We start from the raw sequence: 26912 nt of genomic DNA, 5'->3' as shown, positions 1-26912 counted from the left end.
GGCATCTTGTTGGCTTATTCCTTGGTCACACTAGGGCTGGTTGAGCGCTGACACTCAACTAGCACCACGGGTAAATTTTAAAATTATTTACAATCATCAAACTATTGTTTATAATAAACTTAACAAACCGTCTCCCGTCGGTTTCGCGGCTGACGCTACACAGGCGGTATTAGCACGACGAGGACTCGACAATTTTATACTGCTTCATAATAAAGAACTGTTTCGGTCTGACCAGCATTTCTTTGCCGAAATGCTCCCTCAGGTCGTGAAAGCCGGTTCCTTTCTTCACGAAGAAAAGGAGCCGGCTTTTTTATTCGCTCGTATAGGAGGTGGACGAATGCCAGGAGCGTTAGACGGCGTCCGCATTTTAGATATGACGCGTGTCCTCGCAGGACCCTACGCCACGATGATTTTAGGCGATCTTGGCGCTGATGTGATTAAAGTCGAAGCACCGGGCGGATCGGATGATACAAGATTTTGGGGCCCTCCCTTTCAAAACGGAATGAGCGCCTATTACACTGCGGTCAACCGCAACAAACGAAGCATTACTGTTAATTTGAAAGAAGAAAAAGGAAAAAACATCATTCGTCATCTTGCCAAAACAGCAGACGTTGTCATTCATAATTTCAAAACAGGAACAATGGAAAAATTAGGACTTGATTACGACCATCTCTCATCCATCAACTCGCGACTCATCTATTGCTCGATTACCGGATTTGGAGAGACAGGCCCATACCGCCATTTACCTGGATATGATTATATTATCCAAGCGATGAGCGGATGGATGAGCATTAATGGCACCGCATCATCAGGACCGCTTAAAGTCGGAGTAGCCATTACCGATGTCTTTACCGGTTTGTATGCGGCAATCGCTATTCAAGCGGCTCTCCTCGCCCGTGAAAAAACAGGACGCGGGCAAAAAATTGACCTTTCGTTATTCGACTCGGCGATCAGCGCGCTCGTCAACGTTGCGGCTAACTATTTAATGTCTGGCAACGTACCAACGCCTTTAGGAAACGAACATCCGAACATTGTTCCGTATTCAACGTACGAAGCAAGCGACGGGCCGATTGTAATCGCCGTTGGGAACGATCGGCAATTTCAGGCGTTTTGCGGGCTTCTTTCCGACCCGACAATAGGAACAGATCCACGCTTTCAAACGAATCCTGACCGCGTTGCCCACCGTGAGGAGTTAAACAACCGAATTAATGAAGAAGTAAAAAAGCGAACACGTGCTGAATGGCAGCGCTTACTTGCGGAAAAAGGAATACCATGCGGACCGGTGCAAAATCTTGAACAATTGTTCCAGCACCCACAGACGCTAGCCCGCGACATGGTCATTACGATGAAGCATGAAAAGGTGGGGTCTCTGCAGCTTGTCGGAAGCCCGCTCAAACTATCCGATACAAAAATATCGTACCGTCTGCCGCCTCCGCTTGCCGGAGAGCATAACGACGAAATTATAAGAGAAATCATGAATGAAACGGGGGAGGATGTATGATGATGAATTTCGATTTTACTCCGGAACAAGAAATGCTTCGCAGCACCGTGCGCAAATTTGTCGATAAAGAAATTATGCCGTACATCAAAGAATGGGATGAACGGGGATATTTTGATCCAAATATTTTCAAACGGCTTGCAGAATTAAACTTAATGGGCGTATGCATTCCGGAAGAATACGGCGGAATGGGCATGGACTACAACTCGCTTGCAATCGTCTGTGAGGAGTTAGAACGCGGTGATACCGCGTTTCGCACTGCCGTCTCCGTACACACAGGATTAAATAGCTTAACCTTGTTGCAATGGGGCACAGAAGAACAAAAACAAAAATATCTCGTTCCGCAAGCAAAAGGCGAAAAAATTGGCGCTTTCGGCCTGACGGAGCCAAACGCTGGATCGGATGTTGCCAGCATTTCCACAACAGCTGTTCGCGATGGGGACTACTACATTTTAAACGGGCAAAAAACATGGATTTCCCTTTGTGACATCGCCGATCACTTTATCGTATTTGCCTACACCGATAAATCGAAAAAACACCGAGGCATCTCTGCTTTTATTGTCGAACGGACAATGCCTGGCTTTTCATCAAAAGCGATTAAAGGAAAACTAGGCATCCGCGCCGGCAACACAGGTGAGCTGTTCTTTGACAACGTCCGCGTCCCGAAAGAAAACCTACTTGGCGAAGAAGGAGAAGGATTTAAAATCGCCATGTCTGCGCTAGACAACGGAAGATTCACGGTTGCTGCCGGAGCGGTCGGGCTTATTATGGCGTGTCTCGAAGCGAGCGTAAAATATTGCCATGAGCGCAAAACGTTCGGCAAAGAAATCGGGAGACATCAGCTTGTGCAGCAAATGATCGCCAGAATGGAAGCAGGATTGCAAATTAGCCGTTTGCTCGTCTATAAAGTAGGGTTTTTGAAAAATCAAGGCCGCCGCACAACAAGAGAAGCATCACTCGCAAAGTGGATCGCGTGCGACTTCGCTAATCAAGCAGCCGACGATGCCGTCCAAATTCACGGCGCGTACGGCTACTCCAACGAATACCCTGTCGAACGCTATCTTCGAAATTCAAAAGCGCCGGTCATCTATGAAGGAACAAGGGAAATCCATACGATTATGCAAGCGGAATATGTGCTTGGCTACCGTCAGGATAAACCGCTGCGCAAAATGCTTCCGCCTTGGAATCCGGATTCGGTGAAACTTTAACATAAAAAGGCCCTCGCTTGTACGAGGGCTTTTTACTGTGTATTTTCCTGCATTTTGCAATATTGCTTGTATAAATCTTTTAGCGCCGCACACAACGCCGAATTCGCCTTTCCTAAATACCCTTCATTCAGCTGCTCTAAAATGGAATCAATCCCGTCCCTTAGCGAGTGGCCTTTAAGCAGGCGTGCAACATAATCGCGCCCATGTTCTGTTGCCAGCGTACACGAAGCGTCGACAATCACCCCGTACTTTTTATCAATTTCCGCCGTAATCGTCAGCGTATCATATACGCTTTTTGCCGCCATTCCCGCCGGCAGCCGTGCGTGTCCTGCAATAAATTGCGTGTTCATCTTCCTCTCCCCTTACGTAAAGATGTCTACTATAAGATTATAAAACAACATTAATCATAATTTTTTTAAATATATCGACAAACTTTTTTGATCATAAATTTGCTTGCACTGTTGTCATCATCTATCGATTTTCTTATCCGCTCTTTATGGACGTGCAACAATAATGCTATAATGTGCTCAAACGAACGCCTCGGATGGAAAGTAAACGCAACGGGGGGCTTGTATGTCTCCATCCTTTAGCAAAAACATACAAGTCGTCAGAAACCCCGCTTCAAACGAAGTAAAGTGGCAGATCGTTCACTAGGGGTGGTAACATGGACCGATTTACTGTTTCCTCGATTGTAAAAGTGATGAATGAATTATTTCCTAAAGAAGCTTCTTTCGTGATTTCGGATGATAAGCGCTATATTTATTACCAACCAAGCAAACAAATTGATTTAAAAATTCGTCCCGGAGACAAAATCAAACCGGAATCGGTCACTTACAAAGCCTTGACCGTTCAACGGAAAATCGCAGAGCAAAAAGATAGCCGTGTTTTTGGCGTACCTTATTTCGGGATATCGGTCCCAATTTTAGATGATGGCAACCCGAAAGGCTGCGTTACCGCCATATTGCCAAGAAAGCCGCTGCTTACAATGCCGTATTTAACGATCCGAGTGATGGATCGTTGGCTGCCTGTTCCTTTCGAGAACGTGATCTATTTAGAAGCCCAAAATCGTAAAACATTCGTAAAATCGACTTATGCGGAAGGCTACCATAAATACAACTTAACCGAACTGGAATTTTCCCTTCCTGATGATATATTTGTTCGGTGTCATCGATCCTATATCGTTAACATTCATCACATTATAGAAATTCATCCAGATTCGCATTCTACTTTTTTATTGGTGATGAAAGACGGCTCAAGAGTACCCGTGAGCCAAACATATGCAAGCCATTTTCGGAAGCTGCTCTGCTTTTAATGTGTGTAACTGCACATCAAAACAGTTTCTTCCACTATACAGCTCCCTTCCTTTTGCCAATCTCTCTAAAGAGCTCATGGAAAGTGAGCTCTTTATTTATGGAAACAGCACGTTTTTCCATTACTATTTGGTAATGATTTTCCTTTCTTATCCCCTTTCAATCCAGAGTGGTTTTCTATTTTTTCTCTTTTATGTATTAAAAATTCTTTTTTAGTTGCAAAGAAAGCCCTTTTATTCACTTTTGAATGATTTTTCGTAACTAAATAGCTAGAATATTTTAAAAAATAAAATAAGAGGTGAGCAGCATTGGATAAACAAATTTTCGAATTAATCGGTAATTCTCGTTTAAGGAGCCGAATTGTAACAGCAGAAACAGCAGCTTCATGGATTAAAGACGGTATGACGCTCGGTTTGAGCGGATTTACCCGCGCGGGCGATGCCAAGGCAGTTCCTTTTGCACTGATTGAAAAAGCAAAACAACAACCTTTAAAAGTAAATGTATATACAGGCGCCTCACTAGGCTCGGATATTGATAAAACAATGGCAGAAGCAGGAATTATCAATAAACGGCTTCCGTTTCAGGCTGATTCTGTTATGCGCAAAAAAATTAATCAAGGGGAAATCTTGTTTATTGATCAACATTTATCACATACAGCAGAATTAGTGCGTGCAGACGTATTAAATCCTATCGATTTCGCAATCGTGGAAGCGATTTCGATAACTGAAGACGGAATGATTATCCCTACTACTTCCGTAGGAAATTCTTCGATCTTTGTGAAAAAAGCCCGACACGTTATTGTCGAATTGAACACAGCCCAACCAAAAGAACTAAAAGGACTTCATGACATTTACGAAGTCGGCAACCAGGGAAAACGCGAACCGATTCCTTTAACAAAAGTAGACGATCGAATCGGAACAATTGGTATTCCGGTAGATGAAGATAAAATTATTGGAATCGTTTTGACAAACCAACTTGATTCTCCATCCACGATTGTGCCTCCAGATGCGGAAACAGCTGCTATAGCGAACCATTTAATCAATTTTCTACGAAAGGAAGTCGCAGCAGGCCGACTTTCCGAAAATTTAGCGCCGATTCAGGCAGGCATTGGTTCTGTTGCGAACGCTGTCCTTTACGGTTTATTGGATTCGGAATTTTCTAATTTAGAAGTTTATTCAGAAGTTCTTCAAGATGCCATGTTTGACCTCATTGATGCGGGAAAAGTCCGGTTCGCTTCCGGCTGCTCTATTACTTTGTCTCAAAACAAAATGAAACAAGTGTATTCCAATTTAGATGCTTACCGAGACAAGCTTATCCTTCGTCCTCAAGAAATTTCTAATCATCCAGAAATCGTTCGCCGTCTCGGGCTCATTTCCATCAACACAGCCTTGGAAGCAGATATATACGGAAATGTTAATTCTACACATGTTCGCGGCACAAACATGATGAACGGCATCGGCGGTTCAGGTGACTTTGCACGCAATGCACGCCTTACGATCTTCGTGACAAAATCCATTGCAAAAAATGGGGCTATTTCAAGCATCGTTCCATTCGTATCGCACGTTGACCATACCGAACATGACGTGGATGTGATTATCACGGAGTATGGTTACGCCGATCTTCGCGGGTTGGCGCCAATCGAACGCGCACCTCTTATCATTGAAAATTGCGCACACCCGGATTACCGTCCGCAGTTGCGTGAATACTTCAAGGAAGCGCTTAAGCGCGGAGGCCAAACACCGCACGTCCTTGAAAAAGCGTTCTCTTGGCATATCCATTATGAGAAATACGGAACAATGTTAGAACCGAAATATCAACTGCAAACTCAATGACAAAATATTAAAAGAGGGGGAATCTTCACGAAGATACCCCCTCTTTTATCAAACCGCGCATATCCTATAAAAAAGGATTGTTCTCATGATTTTGTTTAGTATTGTGCATATAAGTTTCTACATAAATTCTCTCCGAATCTGAAGCATTCTTTGCCCCCTCTTCAGGATCTATTTTCATATTTCTTTTTTTGGCGACAAAATCTATAATGCCTCCCAAGAGAAGCAGTCCAACGATTAGTATAATCCATCCCATTTTATCACCTCCTGCTTTTATTTTAACACTTATTGATAACAACTCCATTTACTGGATGAAAAAAAGTGCGGCTTAATGTAGGGGATAGTGGAACAAAAAAGCAATCTCTTTAAAAGCGGGGTAACCTTTATCAGGATACCCTCCCATCAAACATCAAATGCTATAGTAGTCTATTGTTATTGTTGTTTATCGGGCTCTTTCGTCACCTGAAACTGCTTTAGCATGTTGTCAAATCTAGCTCCGTGTCCTTCGCTCGCCTCGACAAAGTAATGCTGCTCGATGACGAACGTTCCTCCCTGGCCGTTATCGACAAGATAATACTTTGCTACTTCATCATTCCATTGCCGACCGCTTTCCCCGTGAGCATGCTGATCTACATTAGCCATGCGCGCATGATCATCTATATAATCGCTCATTGCCACGATTTTTGCTTGCTTTTTCATCAGCCGATTGCATTCATTAAGCAAAATCCGGTAAAACCAAGGCTTATACGCTTTGGCCGGGTCGAAGCGGTCAATATGATCATACACACGGATAAACGTTTCTTGCACCGCATCCGCGGCGTTTGCCCTGCTTTTGCTCATTTGGGCTGTCAATTGGGCAAAATGGCTGTGCCGGCATTTATCCTGCCATGCTTGCAGTAATGATTGCACCAACCGTCAACATCGATCCAACTTCTCTTGCCTTTATTTTGACGCTTATTCTAGTCGTTACCATAAGTTCGTTTGGGGTTGCAGGCGTTGGCGGTGGGGCTACGTTTGCGGCGATTTTAGTGCTGTCGACTATGAATCTACCAGTAGCATTAGCAGGATTGCTCATTTCCGTAGAGCCGTTGATTGACATGGGAAGAACTGCCCTAAACGTCAGCGGAAGCATGACTGCCGGTGTAGTCACCAGCCGCATCACTAAAGAATTGAATTTAAATATCTATAACGGAGAAACGCAAAAACTAGAAGCATAAGGCTTGGATATGTTTCTCGCTTTCCCACCACGTCAAAACTGCCAGCTGCACTTGCTCGGTAAATGAAAGAAGAAGGCCGAAATATGGTGAACTGGCATCTGTCAAACAGATATGTGTAAAAGAATTACGGTATGGGTTCAGTATTCAGCAGAACTCATGCCGTTTTATAATAATAATGGCTTGTTGCACTTCTGTAACGGTTTGCAGCGAAACTGAAACATGTCATGGCACGACAGATTATAGGGAAGAATAGAATTTCTTACATAATCTGTGGTTCTGCAAAGTGAGGTATGAGTGGTTGACGAGTGGATTTAGTTTATGAAGGAAGTTAGGATCTTTTTGTTGTAGTAAAAGGCAGTTATATGTAGTATTGACATTTAAAAAAGGATTATAATTTATAACAAAGCATTCAGAAAGCTGGTGAGAGGTTGTTCAGAATAACAGAAGATTTTCCTACCTTTATAAGACGATATCCAGTTACCACCCTAATTGTGGGAATCTGCACCATTCTGATGATTATTACTACATTCATGGGAGGGTATAATATCAATACAATTGCTCAATTAGGGGGATATGATAAACAACTGATTAATAGAGGACAGATATGGCGGTTATTAACTTATGCATTTGGTCATATGAGTTATGCTCATTTCTTTTTAAACATGCCTTTTATTCTAATATTCTCTCGTCCTCTTGAACGTATTTTAGGTAGCATAAAATTTCTTTTGAATTATGTATATATGAGTGTTTTTGCATCTATAATAATTCATTTCTTTTCTGATTATCCTATTCCATTAGCAGGTTCTTCTGGGCCCGGCTATGGATTATTGGGAATGTATATATTTTTAGTTCTTAAACATCGTAATAAATTTCCTACATACGATAAGAGGTTTATTATTACGTTTACTGTAATGGGTTTTATCATGACTTTTTTGATTCCCGGAATAAGTATTTCTGGTCATATAGGTGGATTTGTTGGAGGAATTCTTTTATCTCCTTTTGTATTTAAGAAACAAAAGAATTTGGAATTTAGCATTAGTGGATAACGTTTATATTTCATTAAAAGAGAACACATGATTGGCTTGATTCTTTAGGAGGTTACTGAAGGATCGGGTCACAATTTTTGATATCGCAGCGCTTACTGCAATATAATAAAAAGATGTGGTAGTGAATTTATCAGAATATATCCAATCTTTATCAGACATACTACTATTAAATGAGTGATATTTGGTATGATAACCATTTATTTCAAAAAATAAAAAATTAATGGAGTAAGGAAGAAGAACATGAATAAGAAAAGAATGTTTTATTTAGATCCACCTAAAATATTGGTATTAGGGTTTAGTTTCATTATTCTTATTGGTGCATTTCTTTTAACTTTACCTGCAGCAACAGTAGATGGGAAGGGGCTTCCGTGGTTAGATGCTTTATTTACGGCTACTTCTGCTACTTGTGTAACTGGCTTGGTCGTTGTGGATACTGGTACGACGTTTACATTATTTGGGCAATTAGTCATTCTAGCACTGATTCAAATTGGCGGATTAGGATTTATGGCCTTTGCCACCCTTTTTGCTTTGATCTTAGGTAAAAGAATTTCATTAAAAGAAAGGTTATTAATAAAAGAATCATTAAATAATTTGTCAATTGATGGCGTTGTTCGGCTAGTGAAAAGAATATTGATTTTTACTGCCGTTATCGAGCTGATTGGCGGTATTTTGCTTGCGATTCGTTTTTCCTTTGATATGCCGTTGCCTAAAGCAATTTATTTTGGCTTTTTCCATGCCATCTCAAACTTTAATAACGCGGGATTTGACTTAATGGGTGATTTCAGAAGCTTGACCGGCTACGTGGATGATCCGCTGGTGACTCTCGTCGTATGTACTCTCATTACACTGGGCGGCATTGGTTTTATTGTTATGAATGAAGTATATGAGTACCGTCAGACGCGCCGTTTTTCTTTACATACAAAAATCGTGTTTGTTATGAGTTCGATCTTGGTTGTTTTTGGAACTATTCTTATTTTTATTTTGGAATATCATAATCCGAAAACATTGCAGCCATTATCACCATTAGGAAAATTTTTAGCATCCTTATACCAAGCGGTTACACCGAGAACGGCTGGTTCGAATACACTGAATATCCCGGATTTAACGCAGCCGACTCTCTTTCTCATCATCTTTTTAATGTTTATAGGAGCATCTCCTGGATCAACAGGCGGGGGGATTAAAACGACGACCTTTGCTACTCTGTTAGGCGCGGTTTGGTCAAATATAAAGGGCAAAGAAGATGTAATTTTTTTCCGAAACCGTATATTGTATGACACTATTTATAAAGCTCTGACCGTAACAGTAAGCGGCTTATTTGTTGTCATGATGATAACGATGCTTCTAACGATAACCGAACCGAATAAAGACTTTTTGATGATTTTGTTTGAGGCAACGTCGGCATTTGCTACAGTAGGGTTATCGATGGGGTTAACGCCCGAATTATCTCCTGTCGGAAAAATTCTTATTATATTAACCATGTTTGCAGGAAGGGTAGGCCCTTTAACGATCGCTTATGCCGTTACTTTACATCGAAAACCGGATCCATTTAAATTTCCAAAGGGAAAGATTATGATCGGATAGTAATTTATATCATAAAGGGGGACGAAAGAACATGAAAGGACAATATGCTGTGATCGGATTAGGAAGATTCGGTTCTAGTCTGGCTACGACCTTGCACCAGGCTGGAAATGAAGTTTTGGCCATTGATCGAAATGAAGAACGAATTGAAGAATATAAAGATCATGTTACATATGCGGTTGTCGCTGACTCAACAGATGAAGAAGCATTAAAGAGTGTCGGCATTCGAAATTTTGACGCTGTCATCGTAGCGATTGGTGATGATATTCAAGCAAGTATTTTAACGGTGTTAATCCTTAAAGAATTAGAGGTCAAGAAAGTTGTGGCAAAAGCCATTAATAAACGGCACGGTCAAGTCTTATATAAAGTGGGGGCAGATTGGGTTGTATTTCCGGAACGGGATATGGGAGAGCGGGTTGCAACCCAGCTCATGTCACCGAACGTGCTTGACTATATTGAACTCGCGAAAGATTATAGTATAAAAGAAGTAAAAGTCCCCCCGTCAATGATCGAAAAAAATTTAAGAGAATTAAATCTCAGGGCAAGGTTTAATATAACGGTCATCGCTATTATCAGCGATGGAAAAGTAAGCATTTCCCCTTCGCCTGATCGAATCATTAAAGAAGGAGATATATTAGTCGTGATCGGGGAAAATAAAGATTTGGACCGGTTTGAAAAGTTTAACTAAAAACGGTTTTTAGTAAAGTGGTTGAAGGATCAAATGGCAGGCGTAAAAAAAACGGGTGGCTTGATGGATTTTATCGGGGACTCGCTCTTGGATCAAAATACCGGAAAGTCGATCTATTTTATCGAATTCAACAAAGAAGGCAATACATCAGGGCTCCTTCCACAAGGAGCTCCGTTTTCTTTAAGCCGTTACCGAAATTAATGTGAAAAAACATTTCCCCATTTTTTATTCATATTTTCAATAGCTCTCTTGATAATCGATTGAATCGAGCAATCTTAGCCACCCTGCATCTCTTTGCGGTACTACAGATTATGGAATAAATCCCCATTCCTCCACAGGAGCTAAACAAGTTTATAATTAAATTAACTTCTTCACAAATAAAACTCTATCTTGATTTGGTCCATCATAATCAGTATATACTGAAACTCCGTCAATTTCTTTATCTCCGTTCTTTTCGATTTCCAATCCCATTTTCGTATGAAATGCAATGGAAACCTTGTTCACTGGTGAAAGGTAAAAACACGCTCAATCATTTTTTAACACTAGCCGTGAAACACACTCCACATGCGCCGTATGCGGAAACATATCGACCGGCTGGATGTAGTCGACCGTGTAGCGTTCGGACAGCACATCAACATCGCGTGCAAGGCTGGATGGATTGCACGAAACGTAAACAACGGTTTTTGGTTTCACACGGAGAATCGTTTGTAATAATTGTTGATCACATCCCGTACGCGGAGGGTCGACGACGATGACATCAGGCTTCCATCCTTCCTTCACCCATTTTGGAAGCAATGCCTCCGCTTTGCCAGTGACGTACATCGCGTTTGTAAATCCGTGTTTTTTCGCGTTTTTCTTCGCATCTTCAATTGCTTCCGGAATTGTATCCATCCCGCGAATTTCGCCGGCGTCTTTGGCAAGCCAAAGCCCGATCGTGCCGACGCCGCAGTAAGCATCAACGACTTTTTCCGTTCCCGTTAAAGCGGCGGCCTTTTTCACTTCGTCGTACAGTTTCACCGTTTGCACCGGATTCAGCTGAAAGAACGCGCGCGCCGACAGTTCAAACGATAAATCCCCTAACACTTCTTGAATGTATTCTTCTCCTTCTAAAAGGAACGATTCTTCCCCGAAAATAAGCGACGTTTTTTGTCCATTAATATTTTGCACGATCGACTTTACTTCAGGAAGACGGCGCTTTATCTCGTCGATGAGCAGCTCTTTGCGCGGAATTTCTTTTTTTGTGGTAATAAGCACGAGCTGAACATCCCCCGTATGGAAACCGACTCTTGCAACGATCGTGCGGACAAGCCCTGTTTGTGCCCGTTCATTGTAAATCGGAATGCGCAAGTCTTGTAAAATCATTTTCACGATATTGGTAACGCGGTTTGTTGCCGGATGTTGAATGACGCATTCGGGAATATCGATTAATCGATGAGAATTCAATCCGTACAACCCGGCAATAACCGCTCCTTTTTTTGTGCCGACTTGAAACTGGCTTTTATTGCGATAATGCCATGGGTCGTCCATCCCGATCGTCGGGCGGATCTCCAGCGTTTCAATCGGAAGACGGCAATGCCGCTCAAACGCTTGAATAACGATATCGCGCTTTTCGCGAAGTTGCGCTTGGTAATCAAGATGTTGCAGCTGGCAACCTCCGCATTGCTCGTAGACAGGGCATCTTGGTGTGACACGGTACGGGGAGCGCTTGCGAATTTTTTTAATTTTCGCCTCCGCGTATTTCGGGTGGATGTTTGTCGCCTCTACGACCACTTCTTCTCCCGGAAGCGCTCCTGGGACGAACACCACTTGCTTTTTAAAATAGCCGACTCCTTCCCCGTTAATGCCGAGCCGTTTAATTGTCAGAGGAAACTGTTGTCCTTTCTTGATGGTAATGGTCTGCTTCGTCATGCTCTCCACTCCTCTATTCGATGCTTCTCCATAAGTATAAGGACGCATAGCTTAAATACGGCTCCCAGCGCTTGCTTAACTCTTCCATTTGTTTTATCGATGGCTTTTGTGAAAGACCGAGCAGCCGCTGGATCGCCCGCTGCAACCCTATGTCTGCCTTCGGAAACACATTTGGTTTTCCAAGCCCAAATAAAAGAAAATTTTGCACCGTCCATGGACCGATGCCGCGAATCGATAACAATTGTTCCATCACTTCTTCCTCGTTTTGGTGTGCAAGTTCCTCTAATGAAAGCTTCCCATCGGCAATAAGCCGTGATGTATCGATGATATACTCCGCTTTTCGTCCGCTTAACTGCAGCTGCTTCAGTTCATCATAGGAAAGAGAAGCAATATCTTCCGGCCGCGGGTAGAACCAAACGCCATCGATTTGCGTTCCAAACGTTTTCACAAACCGCTCTGTCAGGCGGTAAGCAACTTTTAAATTTAATTGCTGGTGAATGAGGCATTTCGTTAAACAAAAATAAAGATCAAAATCTAAAATAAGCGGCATTCCTTGATATTCGGTAAAAAGCGGTTGTAATTCGGTCCGCTGAAAATGTTCGTGAATCGGGGCAAGCGGTGTATTCCATTGAAACAGATGGGAAATCCGCTCGATGATTTCCTTTTTTCGTTCAGGATATGGCGCCGTAACAAGAAAACGCGGCTCTTCCTTTGTCCCAATGCTTTCGACCGTAACAGCGATTGGGATCTGTTGAACATAAAGCGGAACAATGACTTTCTGTTTCGCTATATCGACCGATATAAGAGGATCGAGGGCAAGCCGCTTCAGCGCTTTGGAAAAATCGTACGGAGGGGCGACCTCAATTTGCTGTTGCCACATACCTAATCACCTTTTTTCATCGTTAATACCCACATTATAACGAAAAACACCCCTTTGAACCAAACGTTCAAGGGGTAAAAAGCCATGGATGCAAATTCATTTTTTCGACCATCAGATCATCGAGGCTTTTAAACGTGTAGCCTTGCTTGCGCAAATCGTCAATCGCTTTCGCAAGCGCATCCGCATTGTCTTTCGAGACGGTATGAAGCAATAAAACCGCGCCCGGGTGAATTTGTTTCATAATGTTATCATATGCGTACTTCCACCCTTTTTGATTGTTCGTCTGCCAATCAACAAACGCAAGCGACCAAAACACATGGTAATAACCAAGCTCGCGGGCGACCGCCATCGTCCTTTCACTGAAAATGCCGCGTGGCGGGCGAAGATACATCATTCCTTTTTGCCCCGTCAACTCTTCCGTTTTTTTACGAACGGATTCCAGCTCTTTCCGAAGCTGTTCATTGCTCACTTGCGTTAAATCAGGATGATGCCATGAATGGTTGCCGACAATATGCCCTTCTTTCACCATTCGTTTCACTAAATCAGGAGCGGTATCTAAATAGTGGCCCGTCACAAAAAACGTCGCTGGCACTTTTTTCTCTTTTAAGACATCTAAAATTTTCGCTGTATAACCGTTTTCATAGCCATTATCAAATGTTAAATAAATTTCTTTTTTGTTTGGATTCCCTAAATAAAATGCATCATATTTGGCAAGCAGTTGATCTAACTCTTTTCCCGCGGAAGGAGGCTTATGGTTCTCGCTTCGCTTAAACCCCCAATGAATCGCTTTATTGCTTACAGCTTCAGCGGAAGCAGGAACAAACGATAAGATAATGACACATACTAACAGCCATATCGCCCATTTTTTCATCGGTCTTTCCTCCTTGTCGTGCTGCTAACCATTAGTTTTTTCCACCATTGCCACTTTAACCGCGCCATTTTTTGCATAAAAAATCACCGCCAGCACTGAGCTGACGGTGATCAATCCTTATTTAAAAACAGGCTCTTTGAACTGTGCAAGTTTTTCTAGTGAGGATTTTTCCACATCTTCGTGCAAGCTGTTGCCGTGAGCGTCCATCGTAACAACAGCGGTAAAGTTTTCAACGCGTAAATGCCACATCGCTTCTGGAATGCCGAATTCCAATAAATCGACTCCTTCTACCGACTTAATACAGTCTGCATAATATTGCGCCGCGCCGCCGATCGCGTTCAAATAGACGCCGCCGTGTTCTTTTAGGGCTTGGAGCGTTTTTGCGCCCATTCCGCCTTTTCCGATGACCGCGCGAACACCGAATTTTTTCATAATGTCTCCTTGATAAGGCTCCTCGCGAATGCTTGTTGTCGGACCGGCCGCTTTGACTTGCCAATTGCCGTTTTCATCTTTTAACATGACCGGTCCGCAGTGGTAAATAATTTGTCCATTTAAATCAACAGGAGAATCATGATCCATTAAATATTTATGAATCGCGTCGCGGCCAGTATAAATGACTCCATTGATGCGGACAACATCCCCGACTTTCAACTGGCGAATTTGTTCTTCCGTAATCGGCGGCTCGAGGACGATTTCGCGCACTTCGCCAAGTTCTGCCGTTGCGGCTGTTTTCGCTTTTTCCAATTCTTTTTCAAAATCGACGTCTTCTCCTTCTTGATATAACCATTCCGTGATTTCGCCTGTTTCTGGATCGATCTTCACGCCGAGACGGCGGAACGCCCAGCAGTTATACGCAACGGAAACGAAGAAGCTTGCCGGAATGCGGTGCATCACTCCGATTTTACAGCCTAATAATGTCGATTCGCCGCCAAATCCCATCGTTCCGATGCCGAGTTTATTAGCATTTTCCATAATATATTCTTCTAGGCGGCGAAGATCTTCGTTTGGATTAACATCGTCCACAGAGCGGAAGAGCTGATCTTTCGCCAGTTCATAGCCAGAAGCGCGGTCGCCGCCGATGCCGACGCCGATAAATCCGGCGCTGCAGCCTTGCCCTTGCGCTTGGTATACCGCATGTAAAATACATTTGCGGATGCCGTCTAAATCGCGACCGGCTCGTCCAAGCCCTTCCAATTCACATGGCAAGCTGTATTGAATGTTTTTATTTTCACAGCCGCCCCCTTTTAAAATAAGGCGAACATCAATGTAATCGTTTTCCCATTGTTCAAATTTAATAACAGGAACACCAACGCCAAGATTATCGCCGCTATTTTTTCCTGTTAACGAATCAACGGAGTTTGGGCGAAGCTTTCCTTCTTTTGTCGCCTGAACGATTGCGGCATGAATCGCCTCTTTCATTTTTATTTGGTTTGCGCCAACAGGCACTTTAATTTTGAACGTTGGCAATCCTGTATCTTGACAAATCGGTGATACGTTTTCTTCCGCCATTTTAATGTTGCCGGTAATTGTCGCCAGCGCCATCGCCGCCCGCGTTCCCGCGTTTTCTCTCGCTTTTGCCCGAGCGATCGCTCGACGCACATCCTTTGGCAGCTTCGTGGACGTTTCCACGATAAGTTCATACATGCTTTGTTGGAATTTTTCCATGTTCAACGTTCAACGCCCCTTCCCCTTTGCTCATCCTATGTATTACTATTTAGAATTGTCTTCCTATTTATTATAACCTTTTTTCTACTTTCGTGTAAAAATAAAAAGTTGCCATCGTATTTTTATTTTCAATATCTACAGTTGTTTGCATCTCCAATCAACTTGCGGCATAATTGGACAATCGAATTGACTATTGTCTGAACATATTAACGTACTATAGCAAATATAATTATCGCAAAGGAAAAAACAGTATATTGCTTGCCATTACAAAGCAATTGACAAGCACAGCAATTGTTTTTCATAATGAACGATGGTTGTAATTTAGAAGAAAAGAGGAGAATTATATGAATTCATTAACACTGAAACCTATTGCGCCATCGTTTGATCCGTGGGAAGCGTATCTTGATATAGAAGAATATGGGGAATTGCAACTAACAAACATTGAGTTTACGACGACAACATTATGCAATATGCGCTGCGAACATTGCGCAGTCGGTTATACATTGCAAACGAAAGACCCAGAAGCGCTGCCGCTTGATTTATTAATTCAGCGTCTAGAAGAAATTCCGCATCTACGTTCATTAAGCATTACCGGCGGTGAGCCGATGTTATCATTAAAATCGGTAAATAACTATGTCGTTCCGTTATTGAAGTACGCCCATGAACGTGGAGTGCGGACACAACTAAACTCAAACTTAACATTAGAGTTAGATCGTTACGAAAAAATTATTCCATATCTAGATGTGTTGCATATTTCGCATAACTGGGGAACGATCGATGACTTTGTCGAAGGCGGATTTGCGATGATGGAGCGCAAACCAAGCGTTGCGCAGCGTGAAAAATATTTTGAACGAATGATTGAAAACGCGAAAGCTTTGGCTAAAGCGGGAGTCATCGTCTCCGCAGAAACAATGCTAAACAAGCGGACAGTTCCACATTTAGAAAAAATTCATCGCCAAGTCGTTAATGAGATGCATTGCAAACGCCATGAAGTGCATCCAATGTACCCTAGTGATTTTGCAAGTGCGCTGGAAACGTTGAGCTTGGACGAATTGCGGGAGGCAATTCATCATCTTCTTGATATTCGCGACGAAAATGTTTGGATGTTGTTTGGAACACTTCCATTTTACCCTTGCAGCGATAACGAAGAAGATTTAGCGCTATTGAAACGACTTTATTCGAGTAAAAACGTAACCGTCCGCAATGATCCAGACGGGCGCTCCCGACTAAACGTCAATATTTTTACAGGGGATATTATTGTGACTGATTTCGGCGATGAGCCGGTGCTTGGAAACATCCGTCATCATACGCTGTTAGAAGCATACGAAAAATGGAAAAATTCCCCTATCGCAAAACAGCTTCTTTGTCATTGTCCATCCGTTCAATGTCTTGGGCCGAACGTACTTGTTAAAAACACCTATTACTCTGATATCGATTTTACGAAACGAAAAGCGCGAATCAAAAAATAAAACGTCAAGGTTATCACCTTGACGTTTTATCGTGGTTGTTCGCTTACAACATATGAAAAATACAGACGGTCCTGAACAGGAATCCATGCGCCAATTCCTCGTGTTGTTACATTTTTCACGACAATTTTCTTTTTATTTCCTTTAAGTACAACATACACTTCTCCATAGGTAACTTTCCCTTTTTCATTCACGGCTGGCGCATAAGCATACAAATAACCAAGCTTTTTGGCAGGCACTTGATATGGATGGTCTTTTTTCGTCCCAATCCCGACAACCGTACTAAACGCTAACGGCAAGTTCGTCTTTTTCATCGCCGCATTTAACATCATTTTTTGCACCGCTTCTTCGCTTGGAATTGGTGCCGTTAAACCGCCGCGCACATGCTTTTGCGTTTCCTGTCTGTAATATAGTCTTTGTGGAGCATTGCCGCCACGATTATCGAGAAAATTGGTATTGACCTTTTGATACTCCCAATTCGTTGACGTTTCTAACGATTGATAATTAAGCGGCCATTGTCCTAAATAAATCGTTGCCCGGTACCCAATAGCAAACGGCGTACTGGAAACGGAAGATTCATTAAGAAGCCGGATCAGTTCTGGATTCTCAATCTTTACGTTTGCTGAATCAAGGAGCTGTTTTGTAAATTTGCTTGGTTCTAGATACGGCAAATCTTGCGTCGGATTTGGATACGTATTTTCTTTTGTAATATCTACTACGGAGCTCGGCTGTGCTTGTTTGGAAGCCGCATCAGCGGTGAAAGTAGTAGCATACATCATAAAAGCACTAATAAAAAGGCAAATACTCCATTTTTTCATCATGCTGACTCCTTTCCATTGCTACTCTCACCGTTATTTTCTTTCAAAAAAATACGGTTTATCCGTATAGAAAAAAAATTTATTAACAAAAAGGCTCTGCCGATTAGCAGAGCCTTTTTGGATAAACGAAAATACTCATGAGGATCAAAGCAAGTAAAAGCCGATTCCCATAATCGTATAAGCCGCGAGCAATGTCGCCCCTTCAAACCAGTTTGTATCCCCATCATTAGAAATGACAATCGTCAATAATACAGATGTCGCCATTGCGATCAATTCCGGAAGCGAAAAAACAAGCGGCATCTTTTCTGGAAAGAGTAAAGAAACAAGAACAAGCACAGGCGCAACAAACATAGCGATTTGTAACGTTGAACCGATCGCGATTTCAACAGCGATATTCATTCTATTTTTGTATGCCATAATAACGGCAGAGGCGTGCTCCGCTGCGTTTCCAACGATGGCGACAATGATAATCCCGATAAACAATTCGCTCCATCCGAACGATTCCGCCACCGTTTCAAACGTATGGACAAGTCTCTCGGATATGTAGGCAACTGCCGCGGTTGCTAGCGCTAGAATCAAAATCGCCTTTCCTTTTGTCCATTCTGGTTCTTCATGTTCATCCACTACATCAGACTTTTGTTGATATACCCCGCGATGTGTGACAAGCTTAAAGTATAAGGCCGCTAAATATAAAAGGATCATAATAATCGAAATACCGACACTAAGAGATAGCTTTTCTTGACTAGACATGTTCATCGAAAACACTTCAGGAATCACAAACGCCACTAAAATGGCAAACGTAAGCAGTCCGGCGTTATGGCGGGCATCATATACATTGAATTCCTGCCGCTTGTACTTAAGACCGCCAACAAAAAAAGACAAGCCAGCCACTAATAATAAGTTGCCAAGCACCGAACCTGTAAGTGAGGCGAGCACTACTTCTACGAGCCCCGCTTTTAAAGCAAAAATGGAAATAATGAGCTCTACTGCGTTGCCAAACGTAGCATTAAGCAATCCCCCTATGCGCGGTCCAGCTACAATAGCCAAACTTTCCGTAGCGCGTCCCATATAGCTTGCTAAAGCAATAATCGTTAAGCAATACACCGCAAACATCAAGACCACAGGCCAATGAAGAAAACTGCCGATTACTGATAATGGAACGCCGATCCATACCATCAGCGCAAATACTTTATTCATCCGTTATAATTCCACCTTTCTCGTTCAGTTTATCTAGAACGGCTCATTATATTCGTTCGACAATCAATCAGAAAATAGCGTCATTTTTTGAACCATATGTTATGTATGACAATGGGATAACGGTCGTCATTATTATTCAATATTCTCCCAAATATATGTATTTAACACTTTACGTAAAAATCCCTCCTTTATTTTTCTTGCCTTATACAATCCACTTATGTACCATGTTAAACGAGTGTTATGTTTAGAAACGAGGTATCAAGCAATGCGCTTTTGGATTTTAATCAGCATTGTCGCTATTTCTGGTTTATCACAAGGGATGCTGCTGCCGCTTCTTTCTATATTGCTTGAAAAACATGGATTTTCCTCTTCTGCAAATGGCATACATGCCACAGCGTTGTATATCGGTGTCCTATTGATCTCTCCATTTTTAGAAAAACCGCTGCGTAAATATGGATACCGGCCTATGATTATCCTTGGTGGTTTTATTGTAATATTATCGCTCGCCTTATTTTCAGCTTTTCATTCATTTTTGATTTGGTTTTTCTTGCGCCTTTGCATCGGAATTGGTGACCATATGCTCCATTTCGCAACACAAACATGGATTACCGATTTTTCTCCCGCACAACGGCGAGGACGTAACTTGTCGCTATACGGGCTATTTTTCGGCATCGGTTTTTCAGCTGGTCCGCTGTTAGCGTCACTCATTCAATTCCATGAATCGTTGCCGTTTTTCTTATCATCGCTACTTAGCCTTATAGGCTGGTGTAGCGTCTTTTTCTTGCCAAACGAACGGCCGCAGGAAAGCGAACAATCTGGTTCGGCACACACATTTCAACGCTTCGTTCATGCATGGAAATACGCGTGGGTTGCTTTATTGCTTCCGTTTACTTACGGCTTTTTGGAAGCATCGATTCATGCCATTTTCCCTGTTTACGCTTTGCGGGAACATATTGGTATAGAACATGTAGCATTTATTTTACCAGCCTTTTCACTTGGAGGTATCATTTTTCAATTGCCTCTTGGAGTATTAAGTGATCGTTTTCAGCGAAAACGAGTCATTTCCGTTGCTTTATTGATCGGAAGTGCCAGCTTTTTTAGTGCTTATTTATTCCATCACTCCCTTGTCGGGCTTGCCGTTTGTTTCTTTATTGCCGGTATGTTTGTCGGTTCTTTGTTTTCACTCGGGATTACGTATATGGCAGATTTGCTGCCAAAACAGCTCTTCCCAGCCGGAAACTTACTATGTGGTATGCTATACAGCATCGGCAGCATGATCGGTCCGTTTATGACCGGCTTAATGATTCAATTCGGGGCGAATCACAACTTTTTCTTTACGATAAGCGCACTTCTCTTCCTTGTCTTTGTGCCGCTGTTATGGAATAAAACAAAGAAGGTCACTCATGGATGACCTTCTTTTTTGTGTTTATTTTCAAAAAATTGTTGACCTTTCTTTTTGTTCTGTTATATAATAATGACAAGAAATCAATATCCTGTTTTAAAACAGAATGACCTGGAGGGGAGCGATAATAAATGCTTAGAGCAGAACGAAAAAATATGATTGAATTTATCGAAAAAGTAAGAGGAATTACAAGAGACCAACTTGTTTATATGACAGACGCAGAAATCGAATATATTTATGAGTTGTACTATTACAATCATGAAGAAATCGCAGAATAAAAGGACCGCCATAGGACAGTCCTTTTCTTTTTTATAATCTCTTTGCGCCACCGATAAAAACACTTTGTTGAGGCGCTGCAGAGGCTTATTGTCTTCGCGTAGATCCCCTGCAGCGCTTTTCTTTGTTTTTGGAGCATTATCCTCGCGGGTCCTCCAGCGCGTGTCGCGGAGTCAGGATGGCGACATTTCGCCGTTGCCCCCAGGACGCGGGCAGCTTTTAGGCGAAATGGGGCGCCTTACGCTTTTATTATTGTCTAGCTCGGCGGCTAGCTCTCTTGTGCGAAATAACCTTCTCCCTTGAAGTGCAAGCACTTCAGCAGTCGAAGAACATTTCGCTTCGAGAGCTGTTCGCGCCGCCTCCGCTTTTATTATTGTCTAGCTCCAGGCGCCATCGGCTCGCGACGCTTCGGCCCCGCTGTGGCGGCAACACATTGAGTTAACTTCTCTGAGTAACCCACGCAAGGCCAAACTTTGTTTGGTCTGAGCCTCCTCGCTACGCTTTTCTAATGATATCCGTTTTGGCCGTTGGCGCTTCCGCTTGTTTTATGTTTTGGTCTGTTTTTTCCTTTTTGTTTTGTACCGCCGTCTTTTTTCGTATGTTTCGTCATCACAATCCCCCTCTCATCTTCAACAAACCTCTTACAGTCGTTACTATTTCCCTGAATTTGTTGTTTATGAAAGGAAGTTTGTGCATATTAACGCGTGCGTTTTCTTCCTTCCCGTTCACAATCAAAAATCGCGTTCATTTCTCCTCCTAAAACAATAATCATCCCTGATAAATAAAACCACACCATTAAAATAATCATTCCACCGAGGCTTCCGTACATGGCGGTATAATTCGCAAAATTGTTGACATAGTAAGAAAAAGCAAGCGACGTCATAATCCATCCAACCGTCGCAAAGATTGCGCCGCGGACAATATTCGCACAACGCAGCTTCTTATTTGGCGCGAAATAATATAATGCGGTAAACACAACAAACAAAATGAATGAACTAATAACCCAACGCAGCGCATTCCAAATCGTTAAAAACGTTTCGGAAAAACCAAATGCAGAAAATAAAAATAGCCCAATCGTTTTCCCGAATACAGGCAAAAACAATGCAACGATGATCACAAAAATCATTCCGATTGTAAGCAATACCGACATTCCACGAGCGATAAAAAAGGGGCGATTTTCCTCGACATCATAAGCGCGGTTAAACGCCCGGACAATCGCATTCATTCCATTTGAAGCTGACCAAATCGCAGCGATAATACTAAACGATAACAATTTCCAGTTTTGGTCGTCCATCACCCGACGAATGTTTGCCTCGACTAAATGAAGCGCTTCTTTTGGAGCATATTGACGTATTATGGAAAGAATATCTTCATGTGGAATTGGCAAATAAGCAAGTAACGTAAATAAAAAAATAAGAAATGGGAACAGGGAAAGAAGGAAATAATAAGCTAATTCCGCCGACAGACGGGGAATTTCATCCTTTTGAAAACGCCGCACCATTTCACGAATAAACGTTAAATTAATCATCATTTCTCGTTCCCCCTTCATTATTTTATTCGGGGACGATCATCCTCTTTCCAGCTATATGCTTCTTTTATAAATTCGATAACTTCCGGTGTTTTTTCTGCAATATCTTTTATTTTTTCCATAATAAACGCCATGTCTTCCGCCATCTCTTCTACAGATTGGCGCCATTGTTTCAGCTTCATCGGCAATGAAAGACGGTCTTGCTTTTCTTCCCTTTTGATCAGCAAGGAAAATGCGGCTCCTACTGCTGCCCCGATCATCACACCTTTCCATACATTTCTCTTCTTCACTTATTTTTCCCCCTTTTTAAAGTTTTTTCTCTTTTATAATTGCTTCTAATAAATATTCACACCCTTTTCGGATAAGCTCATATACTTCTGAAAAGTTTCCTGTGTAATACGGATCTGGCACATCAGCAATTTCGCTATTTGGAACAAAATCAAGAAGCCGGCCGATAAATCCTGTTTTATTGTATCCGGCTAATCGTCGCAGATTCCCAACATTTTCCGCATCCATGGCAATAATATAATCAAACTCCTGCAAATCCTCTTTACAAATTTGCCGAGCGCAAATTCCTGAAAAATCGATCTTATTTTTCTTTAATATCGTCTGTGTACCTTCATGCGGCGGTTCTCCGACATGCCAATTCCCTGTTCCCGCTGAATCAACGATGATTTTTCCTTCCAATCCTCTCTCTTTTACTAAATGTCGAAAAATCGCTTCCGCCATCGGCGAGCGACAAATATTCCCTAAGCAAACAAATAATACTTTTACCATTGTTTCACATCTCCTTTCGACCCCATTATATACAAAAATATTAGCGCAATGTATTCCCTTGTATGTTAAAATACATGTAACCTTTACAAGGAAGGAGCAAAAAAATGGATTTATCCAAAAAGTCGGCAGAAAACGTAGCGTACATGGTAGAAAAAATAAAAGAAAAGCTAAAAGTATTAAATTTTGATGCGATTAAACCTTCCCACTTCTCCGAGGAATGGTATGATGAGCTAAAAGACATTTATGAAATGGTGATGAGAAAAAATACGTTTAGCCCAAGCGAGATGCAGGCCATCGCCGAGGAGTTAGGAAACTTACGCAAAAAGTAAAAAATGCTGAAGGAAACGTCGCTTTTCAATGATTCATTATGTACAATGCCATACTTACGTATCCATGTAAGGCGGAAACATCTATCGCTGTCCTTTTCGCTTTGGGCAGCGTTTTTTATTGGTTCTACTCAAATTATCTTTATTTTCGTATAATTATGTCTAAGTTCTAATGTTTTAAGGCGGGAGAGGAGAATAAAAATGATCTCTGGCGGTATTCATTACGTGTTATTTATCATTCTATTATTCTTCATTACCGTAATCGTTTCTTACATATTATTGAAAATACTATTCGCCCACACATTTCCTATTTACATGCTCTCTGCAGCAGCAATCATATGCATCATCAGCCTTGTGGTTTGGTCAATACATTTTCCCCATATGGCGGATTCTTTCACTCGATTTTTGTTCAGCTCCATCGTTGCTGTGCTCAGCGCCTTTTGTTTGGCAGCGTCCGCATTTATCATTAGCCGCTTATTAAAAGAAAATAAACAATGTCATAAATGTCTTTTTTTCGAATACCCTGATGTGATTCTTCTGCTAGACATAAATGGGCTACTTATATCCGGCAACCCTGAAGTAAGAAAAATGCTTGGATACAAACCACGCGAATATATTGGCAAACATTTTACTCAGTTTATCGCCCCAGACCAAATTGAAAAAGCAAAAAAAAAATTTGAACGAACATTAAAAGGAGAAAGTTGTGAATATGATTTACAAGTAAAGCATAAAAATGGAAAAATTATTGACATGCATTTTAAAACCATTCCAATAATTCATGGAAATCGCTTGAAAGGAATTTATGTGATTGGCCAAAATATGACGGAACTCAATCGCTACCGAAAAGAGCTGGAAAACTTATATCATAAACATACACTCATATTAAATTCTATTGCTGAAGGAGTTTGTGGGATTGATAAACATGGAAATATCGTTTTCTGGAATCCAGCTGCAGAACGAATGACGGGATATAAAGCGGAAGAAGCCATTGGAAAAGCATCGCATGATATCATTCACCATACGAAAAAAGATGGAACTCCTTACTCTATTGATGAATGCCCAATTGATCTCGCCATTCAAGATGGGAAAACATATCATATTAGTGAAGATATTTTTTGGAAAAAAGATGGTACCCATTTCCCCGTTTCCTATACGGTAACGCCTGTTTTGGAAAATGGAGCCGTCGTTGATGCGGTATTGACATTCACCGATATTACCGAACTGAAAAAAACAGAAGAATTCATTCGAACATCGGAAAAGCTCTCAGTTGCCGGCCAGCTAGCGGCTGGGATCGCCCATGAAATTCGCAATCCGCTTACAGCCATAAAAGGATTTATACAACTATTGCAATTCGAACTTGACGTGAAAAAACCTTACCTTCACATTATTGAATCAGAAATTCAGCGCATTGAACTTATTTTAGGCGAACTATTAGTGTTGGCAAAACCACAAGCAACCAAATTTACAAAAAGTGATATTGGTGTTTTGCTTCAACATGTCACCACTTTATTAGAAACACAAGGTATTTTGCATAACATCCAAATTATTACAAAAATTGATCCATCTCTTCCTCACATTGAATGTGACGAAAACGGATTAAAGCAAGTATTTATTAATTTCTTAAAAAATGCAATGGAAGCGATGAAAAGCGGTGGACATATTTTTATTGAGGCACAAAAAAAGGATGAATATTCCGTTCTTATCCGCTTTATCGACGAAGGCTGCGGAATTCCAAAAGAACAGCTAGAAAAAATAGGAAAACCGTTCTTTACAACAAAAGAAAAAGGTACTGGCCTCGGAATAATGATCAGTAAAAAAATTATCGAAGACCACGGTGGAACGATGTCGATTATGAGTGAAGAGAATAAAGGAACAACCGTCGAAGTAACATTGCCGATCCGCGTTTCTGCATCCTCTGTTTTGCATAATTCCCTATTATCCGGTTGACATGCATGGAAAAGGTCGGACAACAAACCGCCCTTTTCTTTCCTGATTTCTTTATTCCTCTACTGTGTTATATCAGCAAAAAATTAATTCCTATCGAAAAACTAGGATTGACTTTTGTGTGAATTATGTTAAAATTTTAATCAATTACATCAAACTTATCGAGAGTGAGGGAAGGAACTGGCCCGATGAACTCCGGCAACCTGCTTCATGAAAAAGTAAGGTGCTAATTCCAGCAAAATGGGTGCCATTTTGGAAGATAAGGTGAAATATGCGGCCTCTTCGCTCTTTCCAAAATGGGAGAGCGTTTTTTATAAGCGTTCATTCTCTTTCTATTCCTATATAACCGACTAATCCACTTTATTTTCTTTGATTTTTAAGGAGGGAGAAAGATGCTCACTTATCAAACATGGGAAGCCGAAGAAAAACCTTCATTCCCTCACGATAATGAAACAAAAGGGGCGCTTGATGTCCTCACTTGGGCATTCCGCCAATATAAGGACGATATTGTGTACGCCTGTAGCTTCGGCGTTGAAGGAATCGTGTTAATCGATTTGATTTCGCAAGTAAAGCCAGATGCGGAAATCGTATTTCTCGATACCGGGCTCCATTTTCGCGAAACGTACAAAACAATCGAAAAAGTAAAAGAAAAATATCCTTCTCTCCGCATCGTCATGAAAAAACCAAGTTTATCGCTAGAAGAACAAGCGCAACAGTTGGGAGATGAATTATGGAAACACAACCCAAATAAATGTTGTGAACTGCGAAAAGTCATTCCGCTTCGCGAAGCATTAACAGGAATAACCGCTTGGATTTCTGGACTGCGCCGCGAACAATCGCCAACACGAAGCCATGTAGAATATATAAATAAAGATGACAAATTTAAATCCATAAAAATATGCCCTCTTATTCATTGGACATGGAAAGATGTATGGAATTATGTATACAAACGTCGTCTTCCGTACAATGTCCTTCACGATCGCGGCTATCCAAGCATTGGCTGTGAACCTTGTACGTCCCCCGCACTCGATCCAAATGATTTACGTTCCGGCAGATGGGTCGGCCACGGAAAAACAGAATGCGGCCTTCACATCTCATAAGGTTTGGCTTGTCACCTTTGGCATTATTAGCTTGAAAAAACAATAGCCGAAGAAAAACGATCATTATACAAAAACAGCGGTGACGTTTCGCAATAAATCATAGTTTTCCTATATGAAATATTGATTCTAGGAGGTTATGAACAATGAGTTTAAGCATTCCACACGGAGGCACATTAATCGATCGATGGAATCCTAGCTATCCATTGGATACACTGACAAAAGAAATTGAGCTGACAAATGCCGAATTAAGTGATTTAGAATTGATCGGAACAGGCGCTTACAGCCCGCTTACCGGATTTTTAACAAAAGAGCATTCCCGTTAGGAGCTTTTCCGGGGACTTGATCAAAAAAAGCCCTCTTGGTATGATGCAGGGGTGTCA

27 protein-coding genes, 2 pseudogenes and 1 riboswitch are annotated in these 26912 nt (G+C 41.7%); of the genes and pseudogenes, 16 read left to right on the top strand and 13 right to left on the bottom strand.

Going from position 1 to position 26912, the window contains the following annotated elements; all coding sequences use genetic code 11:
- Positions 1-337 precede the first annotated feature (337 nt).
- The gene (locus DCC82_RS04625) at positions 338-1501 is read left to right on the top strand and encodes a CaiB/BaiF CoA transferase family protein (RefSeq protein ID WP_012749169.1); all 1164 of its coding nucleotides are present in this window, start codon (positions 338-340) and stop codon (positions 1499-1501) included.
- Entirely contained in the window at positions 1501-2706 is a 1206-nt protein-coding gene (locus DCC82_RS04620; protein WP_012749168.1) for an acyl-CoA dehydrogenase family protein, read from the top strand. The genes DCC82_RS04625 and DCC82_RS04620 overlap by 1 nt, the downstream gene beginning before the upstream one ends.
- A 32-nt stretch (positions 2707-2738) precedes the next feature.
- Here the strand turns inward: DCC82_RS04620 and DCC82_RS04615 are convergent, their stop codons facing one another.
- Entirely contained in the window at positions 2739-3056 is a 318-nt protein-coding gene (locus tag DCC82_RS04615; protein ID WP_012749167.1) for a DUF3870 domain-containing protein, read from the bottom strand.
- A 314-nt stretch (positions 3057-3370) separates the two neighbouring features.
- On the opposite strand from DCC82_RS04615, the gene DCC82_RS04610 reads away from it, so the two are divergent.
- Entirely contained in the window at positions 3371-4018 is a 648-nt protein-coding gene (locus DCC82_RS04610) for a LytTR family DNA-binding domain-containing protein (RefSeq protein WP_012749166.1), read from the top strand.
- 306 nt (positions 4019-4324) lie between these two features.
- A complete protein-coding gene (locus DCC82_RS04605; RefSeq protein ID WP_012749165.1) occupies positions 4325-5848 on the top strand; it encodes a succinyl-CoA:acetate CoA-transferase ScpC in 1524 nt (507 codons plus the stop codon).
- A 64-nt stretch (positions 5849-5912) separates the two neighbouring features.
- Here DCC82_RS04605 and DCC82_RS04600 read toward each other — a convergent pair whose 3' ends face one another.
- Positions 5913-6101: a hypothetical protein gene (locus tag DCC82_RS04600; protein WP_012749164.1), complete on the bottom strand. Its 189-nt coding sequence runs from the start codon at positions 6099-6101 to the stop codon at positions 5913-5915.
- Between the two features lie 176 nt (positions 6102-6277).
- Positions 6278-6754: an RNA polymerase sigma factor gene (locus tag DCC82_RS17965; protein WP_233252927.1), complete on the bottom strand. Its 477-nt coding sequence runs from the start codon at positions 6752-6754 to the stop codon at positions 6278-6280.
- On the opposite strand from DCC82_RS17965, the pseudogene DCC82_RS04585 reads away from it, so the two are divergent.
- From DCC82_RS04585 to DCC82_RS17425, 5 genes and pseudogenes are all read left to right on the top strand, one after another.
- Positions 6682-7062: pseudogene (locus DCC82_RS04585) on the top strand (cation:dicarboxylate symporter family transporter); the annotation flags it as partial. The gene DCC82_RS17965 and the pseudogene DCC82_RS04585 overlap by 73 nt on opposite strands.
- Before the next feature lie 428 nt (positions 7063-7490).
- Positions 7491-8108, top strand: coding sequence for a rhomboid family intramembrane serine protease (locus DCC82_RS04580; RefSeq protein WP_062677534.1), 618 nt, complete (start codon positions 7491-7493; stop codon positions 8106-8108).
- 240 nt (positions 8109-8348) lie between these two features.
- Positions 8349-9689 carry a TrkH family potassium uptake protein gene (locus DCC82_RS04575; RefSeq protein WP_012749163.1) on the top strand — a complete coding sequence of 447 codons (1341 nt, stop codon included), beginning with the start codon at positions 8349-8351 and terminating at the stop codon, positions 9687-9689.
- Positions 9690-9720: 31 nt separating this feature from the next.
- A complete protein-coding gene (locus DCC82_RS04570) occupies positions 9721-10374 on the top strand; it encodes a potassium channel family protein (protein ID WP_089096834.1) in 654 nt (217 codons plus the stop codon).
- A 33-nt stretch (positions 10375-10407) separates the two neighbouring features.
- A complete protein-coding gene (locus DCC82_RS17425) occupies positions 10408-10575 on the top strand; it encodes a hypothetical protein (RefSeq protein ID WP_158268581.1) in 168 nt (55 codons plus the stop codon).
- 156 nt (positions 10576-10731) lie between these two features.
- Here the strand turns inward: DCC82_RS17425 and DCC82_RS17960 are convergent.
- The 5 genes and pseudogenes from DCC82_RS17960 to DCC82_RS04545 all read right to left on the bottom strand — a co-directional run.
- Positions 10732-10884 (bottom strand): annotated as a pseudogene (locus DCC82_RS17960) (GNAT family N-acetyltransferase); the annotation flags it as partial.
- 15 nt (positions 10885-10899) lie between these two features.
- The gene (gene rlmD, locus DCC82_RS04560) at positions 10900-12282 is read right to left on the bottom strand and encodes a 23S rRNA (uracil(1939)-C(5))-methyltransferase RlmD (protein WP_012749161.1); all 1383 of its coding nucleotides are present in this window, start codon (positions 12280-12282) and stop codon (positions 10900-10902) included.
- Between the two features lie 13 nt (positions 12283-12295).
- A complete protein-coding gene (locus DCC82_RS04555) occupies positions 12296-13162 on the bottom strand; it encodes a DNA-3-methyladenine glycosylase family protein (protein WP_012749160.1) in 867 nt (288 codons plus the stop codon).
- A 67-nt stretch (positions 13163-13229) separates the two neighbouring features.
- The gene (gene pdaA / locus DCC82_RS04550; RefSeq protein WP_012749159.1) at positions 13230-14033 is read right to left on the bottom strand and encodes a delta-lactam-biosynthetic de-N-acetylase; all 804 of its coding nucleotides are present in this window, start codon (positions 14031-14033) and stop codon (positions 13230-13232) included.
- Between the two features lie 117 nt (positions 14034-14150).
- On the bottom strand, positions 14151-15698 hold the full coding sequence (locus tag DCC82_RS04545; protein WP_041269570.1) for a fumarate hydratase: 1548 nt from the start codon (positions 15696-15698) through the stop codon (positions 14151-14153).
- Between the two features lie 344 nt (positions 15699-16042).
- On the opposite strand from DCC82_RS04545, the gene yfkAB reads away from it, so the two are divergent.
- Entirely contained in the window at positions 16043-17167 is a 1125-nt protein-coding gene (gene yfkAB, locus DCC82_RS04540) for a radical SAM/CxCxxxxC motif protein YfkAB (protein ID WP_062754851.1), read from the top strand.
- 26 nt (positions 17168-17193) lie between these two features.
- Here the strand turns inward: yfkAB and DCC82_RS04535 are convergent, their stop codons facing one another.
- Together DCC82_RS04535 and cax are read right to left on the bottom strand one after the other, a co-directional pair.
- On the bottom strand, positions 17194-17982 hold the full coding sequence (locus tag DCC82_RS04535; RefSeq protein ID WP_062677529.1) for a YfkD famly protein: 789 nt from the start codon (positions 17980-17982) through the stop codon (positions 17194-17196).
- 144 nt (positions 17983-18126) lie between these two features.
- A complete protein-coding gene (cax, locus tag DCC82_RS04530) occupies positions 18127-19179 on the bottom strand; it encodes a calcium/proton exchanger (RefSeq protein ID WP_012749155.1) in 1053 nt (350 codons plus the stop codon).
- A 265-nt stretch (positions 19180-19444) separates the two neighbouring features.
- On the opposite strand from cax, the gene DCC82_RS04525 reads away from it, so the two are divergent.
- Both DCC82_RS04525 and DCC82_RS04520 read left to right on the top strand, forming a co-directional pair.
- The gene (locus DCC82_RS04525) at positions 19445-20590 is read left to right on the top strand and encodes an MFS transporter (RefSeq protein WP_012749154.1); all 1146 of its coding nucleotides are present in this window, start codon (positions 19445-19447) and stop codon (positions 20588-20590) included.
- 122 nt (positions 20591-20712) lie between these two features.
- Positions 20713-20859, top strand: coding sequence for a BH0509 family protein (locus DCC82_RS04520; RefSeq protein WP_012749153.1), 147 nt, complete (start codon positions 20713-20715; stop codon positions 20857-20859).
- Positions 20860-21554: 695 nt separating this feature from the next.
- On the opposite strand, the gene DCC82_RS04515 is transcribed toward DCC82_RS04520, so the two are convergent.
- The 3 genes from DCC82_RS04515 to DCC82_RS04505 are packed head-to-tail and all read right to left on the bottom strand — an operon-like array spanning position 21555 to position 23162.
- Positions 21555-22388 (bottom strand): YihY/virulence factor BrkB family protein, encoded by an 834-nt coding sequence (locus DCC82_RS04515; RefSeq protein ID WP_012749151.1) that lies wholly within the window; start codon positions 22386-22388, stop codon positions 21555-21557.
- Positions 22389-22405: 17 nt separating this feature from the next.
- Entirely contained in the window at positions 22406-22675 is a 270-nt protein-coding gene (locus tag DCC82_RS04510) for a YtxH domain-containing protein (RefSeq protein ID WP_012749150.1), read from the bottom strand.
- Between the two features lie 16 nt (positions 22676-22691).
- Entirely contained in the window at positions 22692-23162 is a 471-nt protein-coding gene (locus tag DCC82_RS04505; protein ID WP_012749149.1) for a low molecular weight protein-tyrosine-phosphatase, read from the bottom strand.
- Positions 23163-23266: 104 nt separating this feature from the next.
- On the opposite strand from DCC82_RS04505, the gene DCC82_RS04500 reads away from it, so the two are divergent.
- The 4 genes from DCC82_RS04500 (at position 23267) to DCC82_RS04485 (ending at position 26855) form a co-directional block, all read left to right on the top strand.
- Complete coding sequence (locus DCC82_RS04500) at positions 23267-23491, top strand: DUF1128 domain-containing protein (protein WP_012749148.1); 225 nt, start codon at positions 23267-23269, stop codon at positions 23489-23491.
- A gap of 198 nt (positions 23492-23689) precedes the next feature.
- The gene (locus tag DCC82_RS04495; protein WP_108430259.1) at positions 23690-25435 is read left to right on the top strand and encodes a PAS domain-containing sensor histidine kinase; all 1746 of its coding nucleotides are present in this window, start codon (positions 23690-23692) and stop codon (positions 25433-25435) included.
- A 152-nt stretch (positions 25436-25587) separates the two neighbouring features.
- A riboswitch (SAM riboswitch) is annotated at positions 25588-25698 on the top strand.
- 126 nt (positions 25699-25824) lie between these two features.
- On the top strand, positions 25825-26532 hold the full coding sequence (locus tag DCC82_RS04490) for a phosphoadenylyl-sulfate reductase (protein ID WP_012749146.1): 708 nt from the start codon (positions 25825-25827) through the stop codon (positions 26530-26532).
- A gap of 143 nt (positions 26533-26675) precedes the next feature.
- A complete protein-coding gene (locus DCC82_RS04485; RefSeq protein WP_483299655.1) occupies positions 26676-26855 on the top strand; it encodes a hypothetical protein in 180 nt (59 codons plus the stop codon).
- The last annotated feature ends 57 nt before the right edge of the window (positions 26856-26912 follow it).

It is taken from the genome of Geobacillus sp. LYN3 (assembly GCF_003064505.1).
Taxonomy (GTDB): Bacteria; Bacillota; Bacilli; order Bacillales; family Anoxybacillaceae; genus Parageobacillus_B; species Parageobacillus_B toebii.
This window is presented reverse-complemented; position numbering and strand designations above follow the sequence as displayed.

Coding starts and splice junctions, on each gene's coding strand:
- DCC82_RS04625 (WP_012749169.1), top strand. CDS start 338: ATGCCAGGAGCGTTAGACGGCGTCCGCATTTTAGATATGACGCGTGTC.
- DCC82_RS04620 (WP_012749168.1), top strand. CDS start 1,501: ATGATGAATTTCGATTTTACTCCGGAACAAGAAATGCTTCGCAGCACC.
- DCC82_RS04615 (WP_012749167.1), bottom strand. CDS start 3,056: ATGAACACGCAATTTATTGCAGGACACGCACGGCTGCCGGCGGGAATG.
- DCC82_RS04610 (WP_012749166.1), top strand. CDS start 3,371: ATGGACCGATTTACTGTTTCCTCGATTGTAAAAGTGATGAATGAATTA.
- DCC82_RS04600 (WP_012749164.1), bottom strand. CDS start 6,101: ATGGGATGGATTATACTAATCGTTGGACTGCTTCTCTTGGGAGGCATT.
- DCC82_RS04575 (WP_012749163.1), top strand. CDS start 8,349: ATGAATAAGAAAAGAATGTTTTATTTAGATCCACCTAAAATATTGGTA.
- DCC82_RS04570 (WP_089096834.1), top strand. CDS start 9,721: ATGAAAGGACAATATGCTGTGATCGGATTAGGAAGATTCGGTTCTAGT.
- DCC82_RS17425 (WP_158268581.1), top strand. CDS start 10,408: ATGGCAGGCGTAAAAAAAACGGGTGGCTTGATGGATTTTATCGGGGAC.
- rlmD (WP_012749161.1), bottom strand. CDS start 12,282: ATGACGAAGCAGACCATTACCATCAAGAAAGGACAACAGTTTCCTCTG.
- DCC82_RS04555 (WP_012749160.1), bottom strand. CDS start 13,162: ATGTGGCAACAGCAAATTGAGGTCGCCCCTCCGTACGATTTTTCCAAA.
- pdaA (WP_012749159.1), bottom strand. CDS start 14,033: ATGAAAAAATGGGCGATATGGCTGTTAGTATGTGTCATTATCTTATCG.
- DCC82_RS04545 (WP_041269570.1), bottom strand. CDS start 15,698: ATGGAAAAATTCCAACAAAGCATGTATGAACTTATCGTGGAAACGTCC.
- yfkAB (WP_062754851.1), top strand. CDS start 16,043: ATGAATTCATTAACACTGAAACCTATTGCGCCATCGTTTGATCCGTGG.
- DCC82_RS04535 (WP_062677529.1), bottom strand. CDS start 17,982: ATGAAAAAATGGAGTATTTGCCTTTTTATTAGTGCTTTTATGATGTAT.
- cax (WP_012749155.1), bottom strand. CDS start 19,179: ATGAATAAAGTATTTGCGCTGATGGTATGGATCGGCGTTCCATTATCA.
- DCC82_RS04525 (WP_012749154.1), top strand. CDS start 19,445: ATGCGCTTTTGGATTTTAATCAGCATTGTCGCTATTTCTGGTTTATCA.
- DCC82_RS04520 (WP_012749153.1), top strand. CDS start 20,713: ATGCTTAGAGCAGAACGAAAAAATATGATTGAATTTATCGAAAAAGTA.
- DCC82_RS04515 (WP_012749151.1), bottom strand. CDS start 22,388: ATGATGATTAATTTAACGTTTATTCGTGAAATGGTGCGGCGTTTTCAA.
- DCC82_RS04505 (WP_012749149.1), bottom strand. CDS start 23,162: ATGGTAAAAGTATTATTTGTTTGCTTAGGGAATATTTGTCGCTCGCCG.
- DCC82_RS04500 (WP_012749148.1), top strand. CDS start 23,267: ATGGATTTATCCAAAAAGTCGGCAGAAAACGTAGCGTACATGGTAGAA.
- DCC82_RS04495 (WP_108430259.1), top strand. CDS start 23,690: ATGATCTCTGGCGGTATTCATTACGTGTTATTTATCATTCTATTATTC.
- DCC82_RS04490 (WP_012749146.1), top strand. CDS start 25,825: ATGCTCACTTATCAAACATGGGAAGCCGAAGAAAAACCTTCATTCCCT.
- DCC82_RS04485 (WP_483299655.1), top strand. CDS start 26,676: ATGAGTTTAAGCATTCCACACGGAGGCACATTAATCGATCGATGGAAT.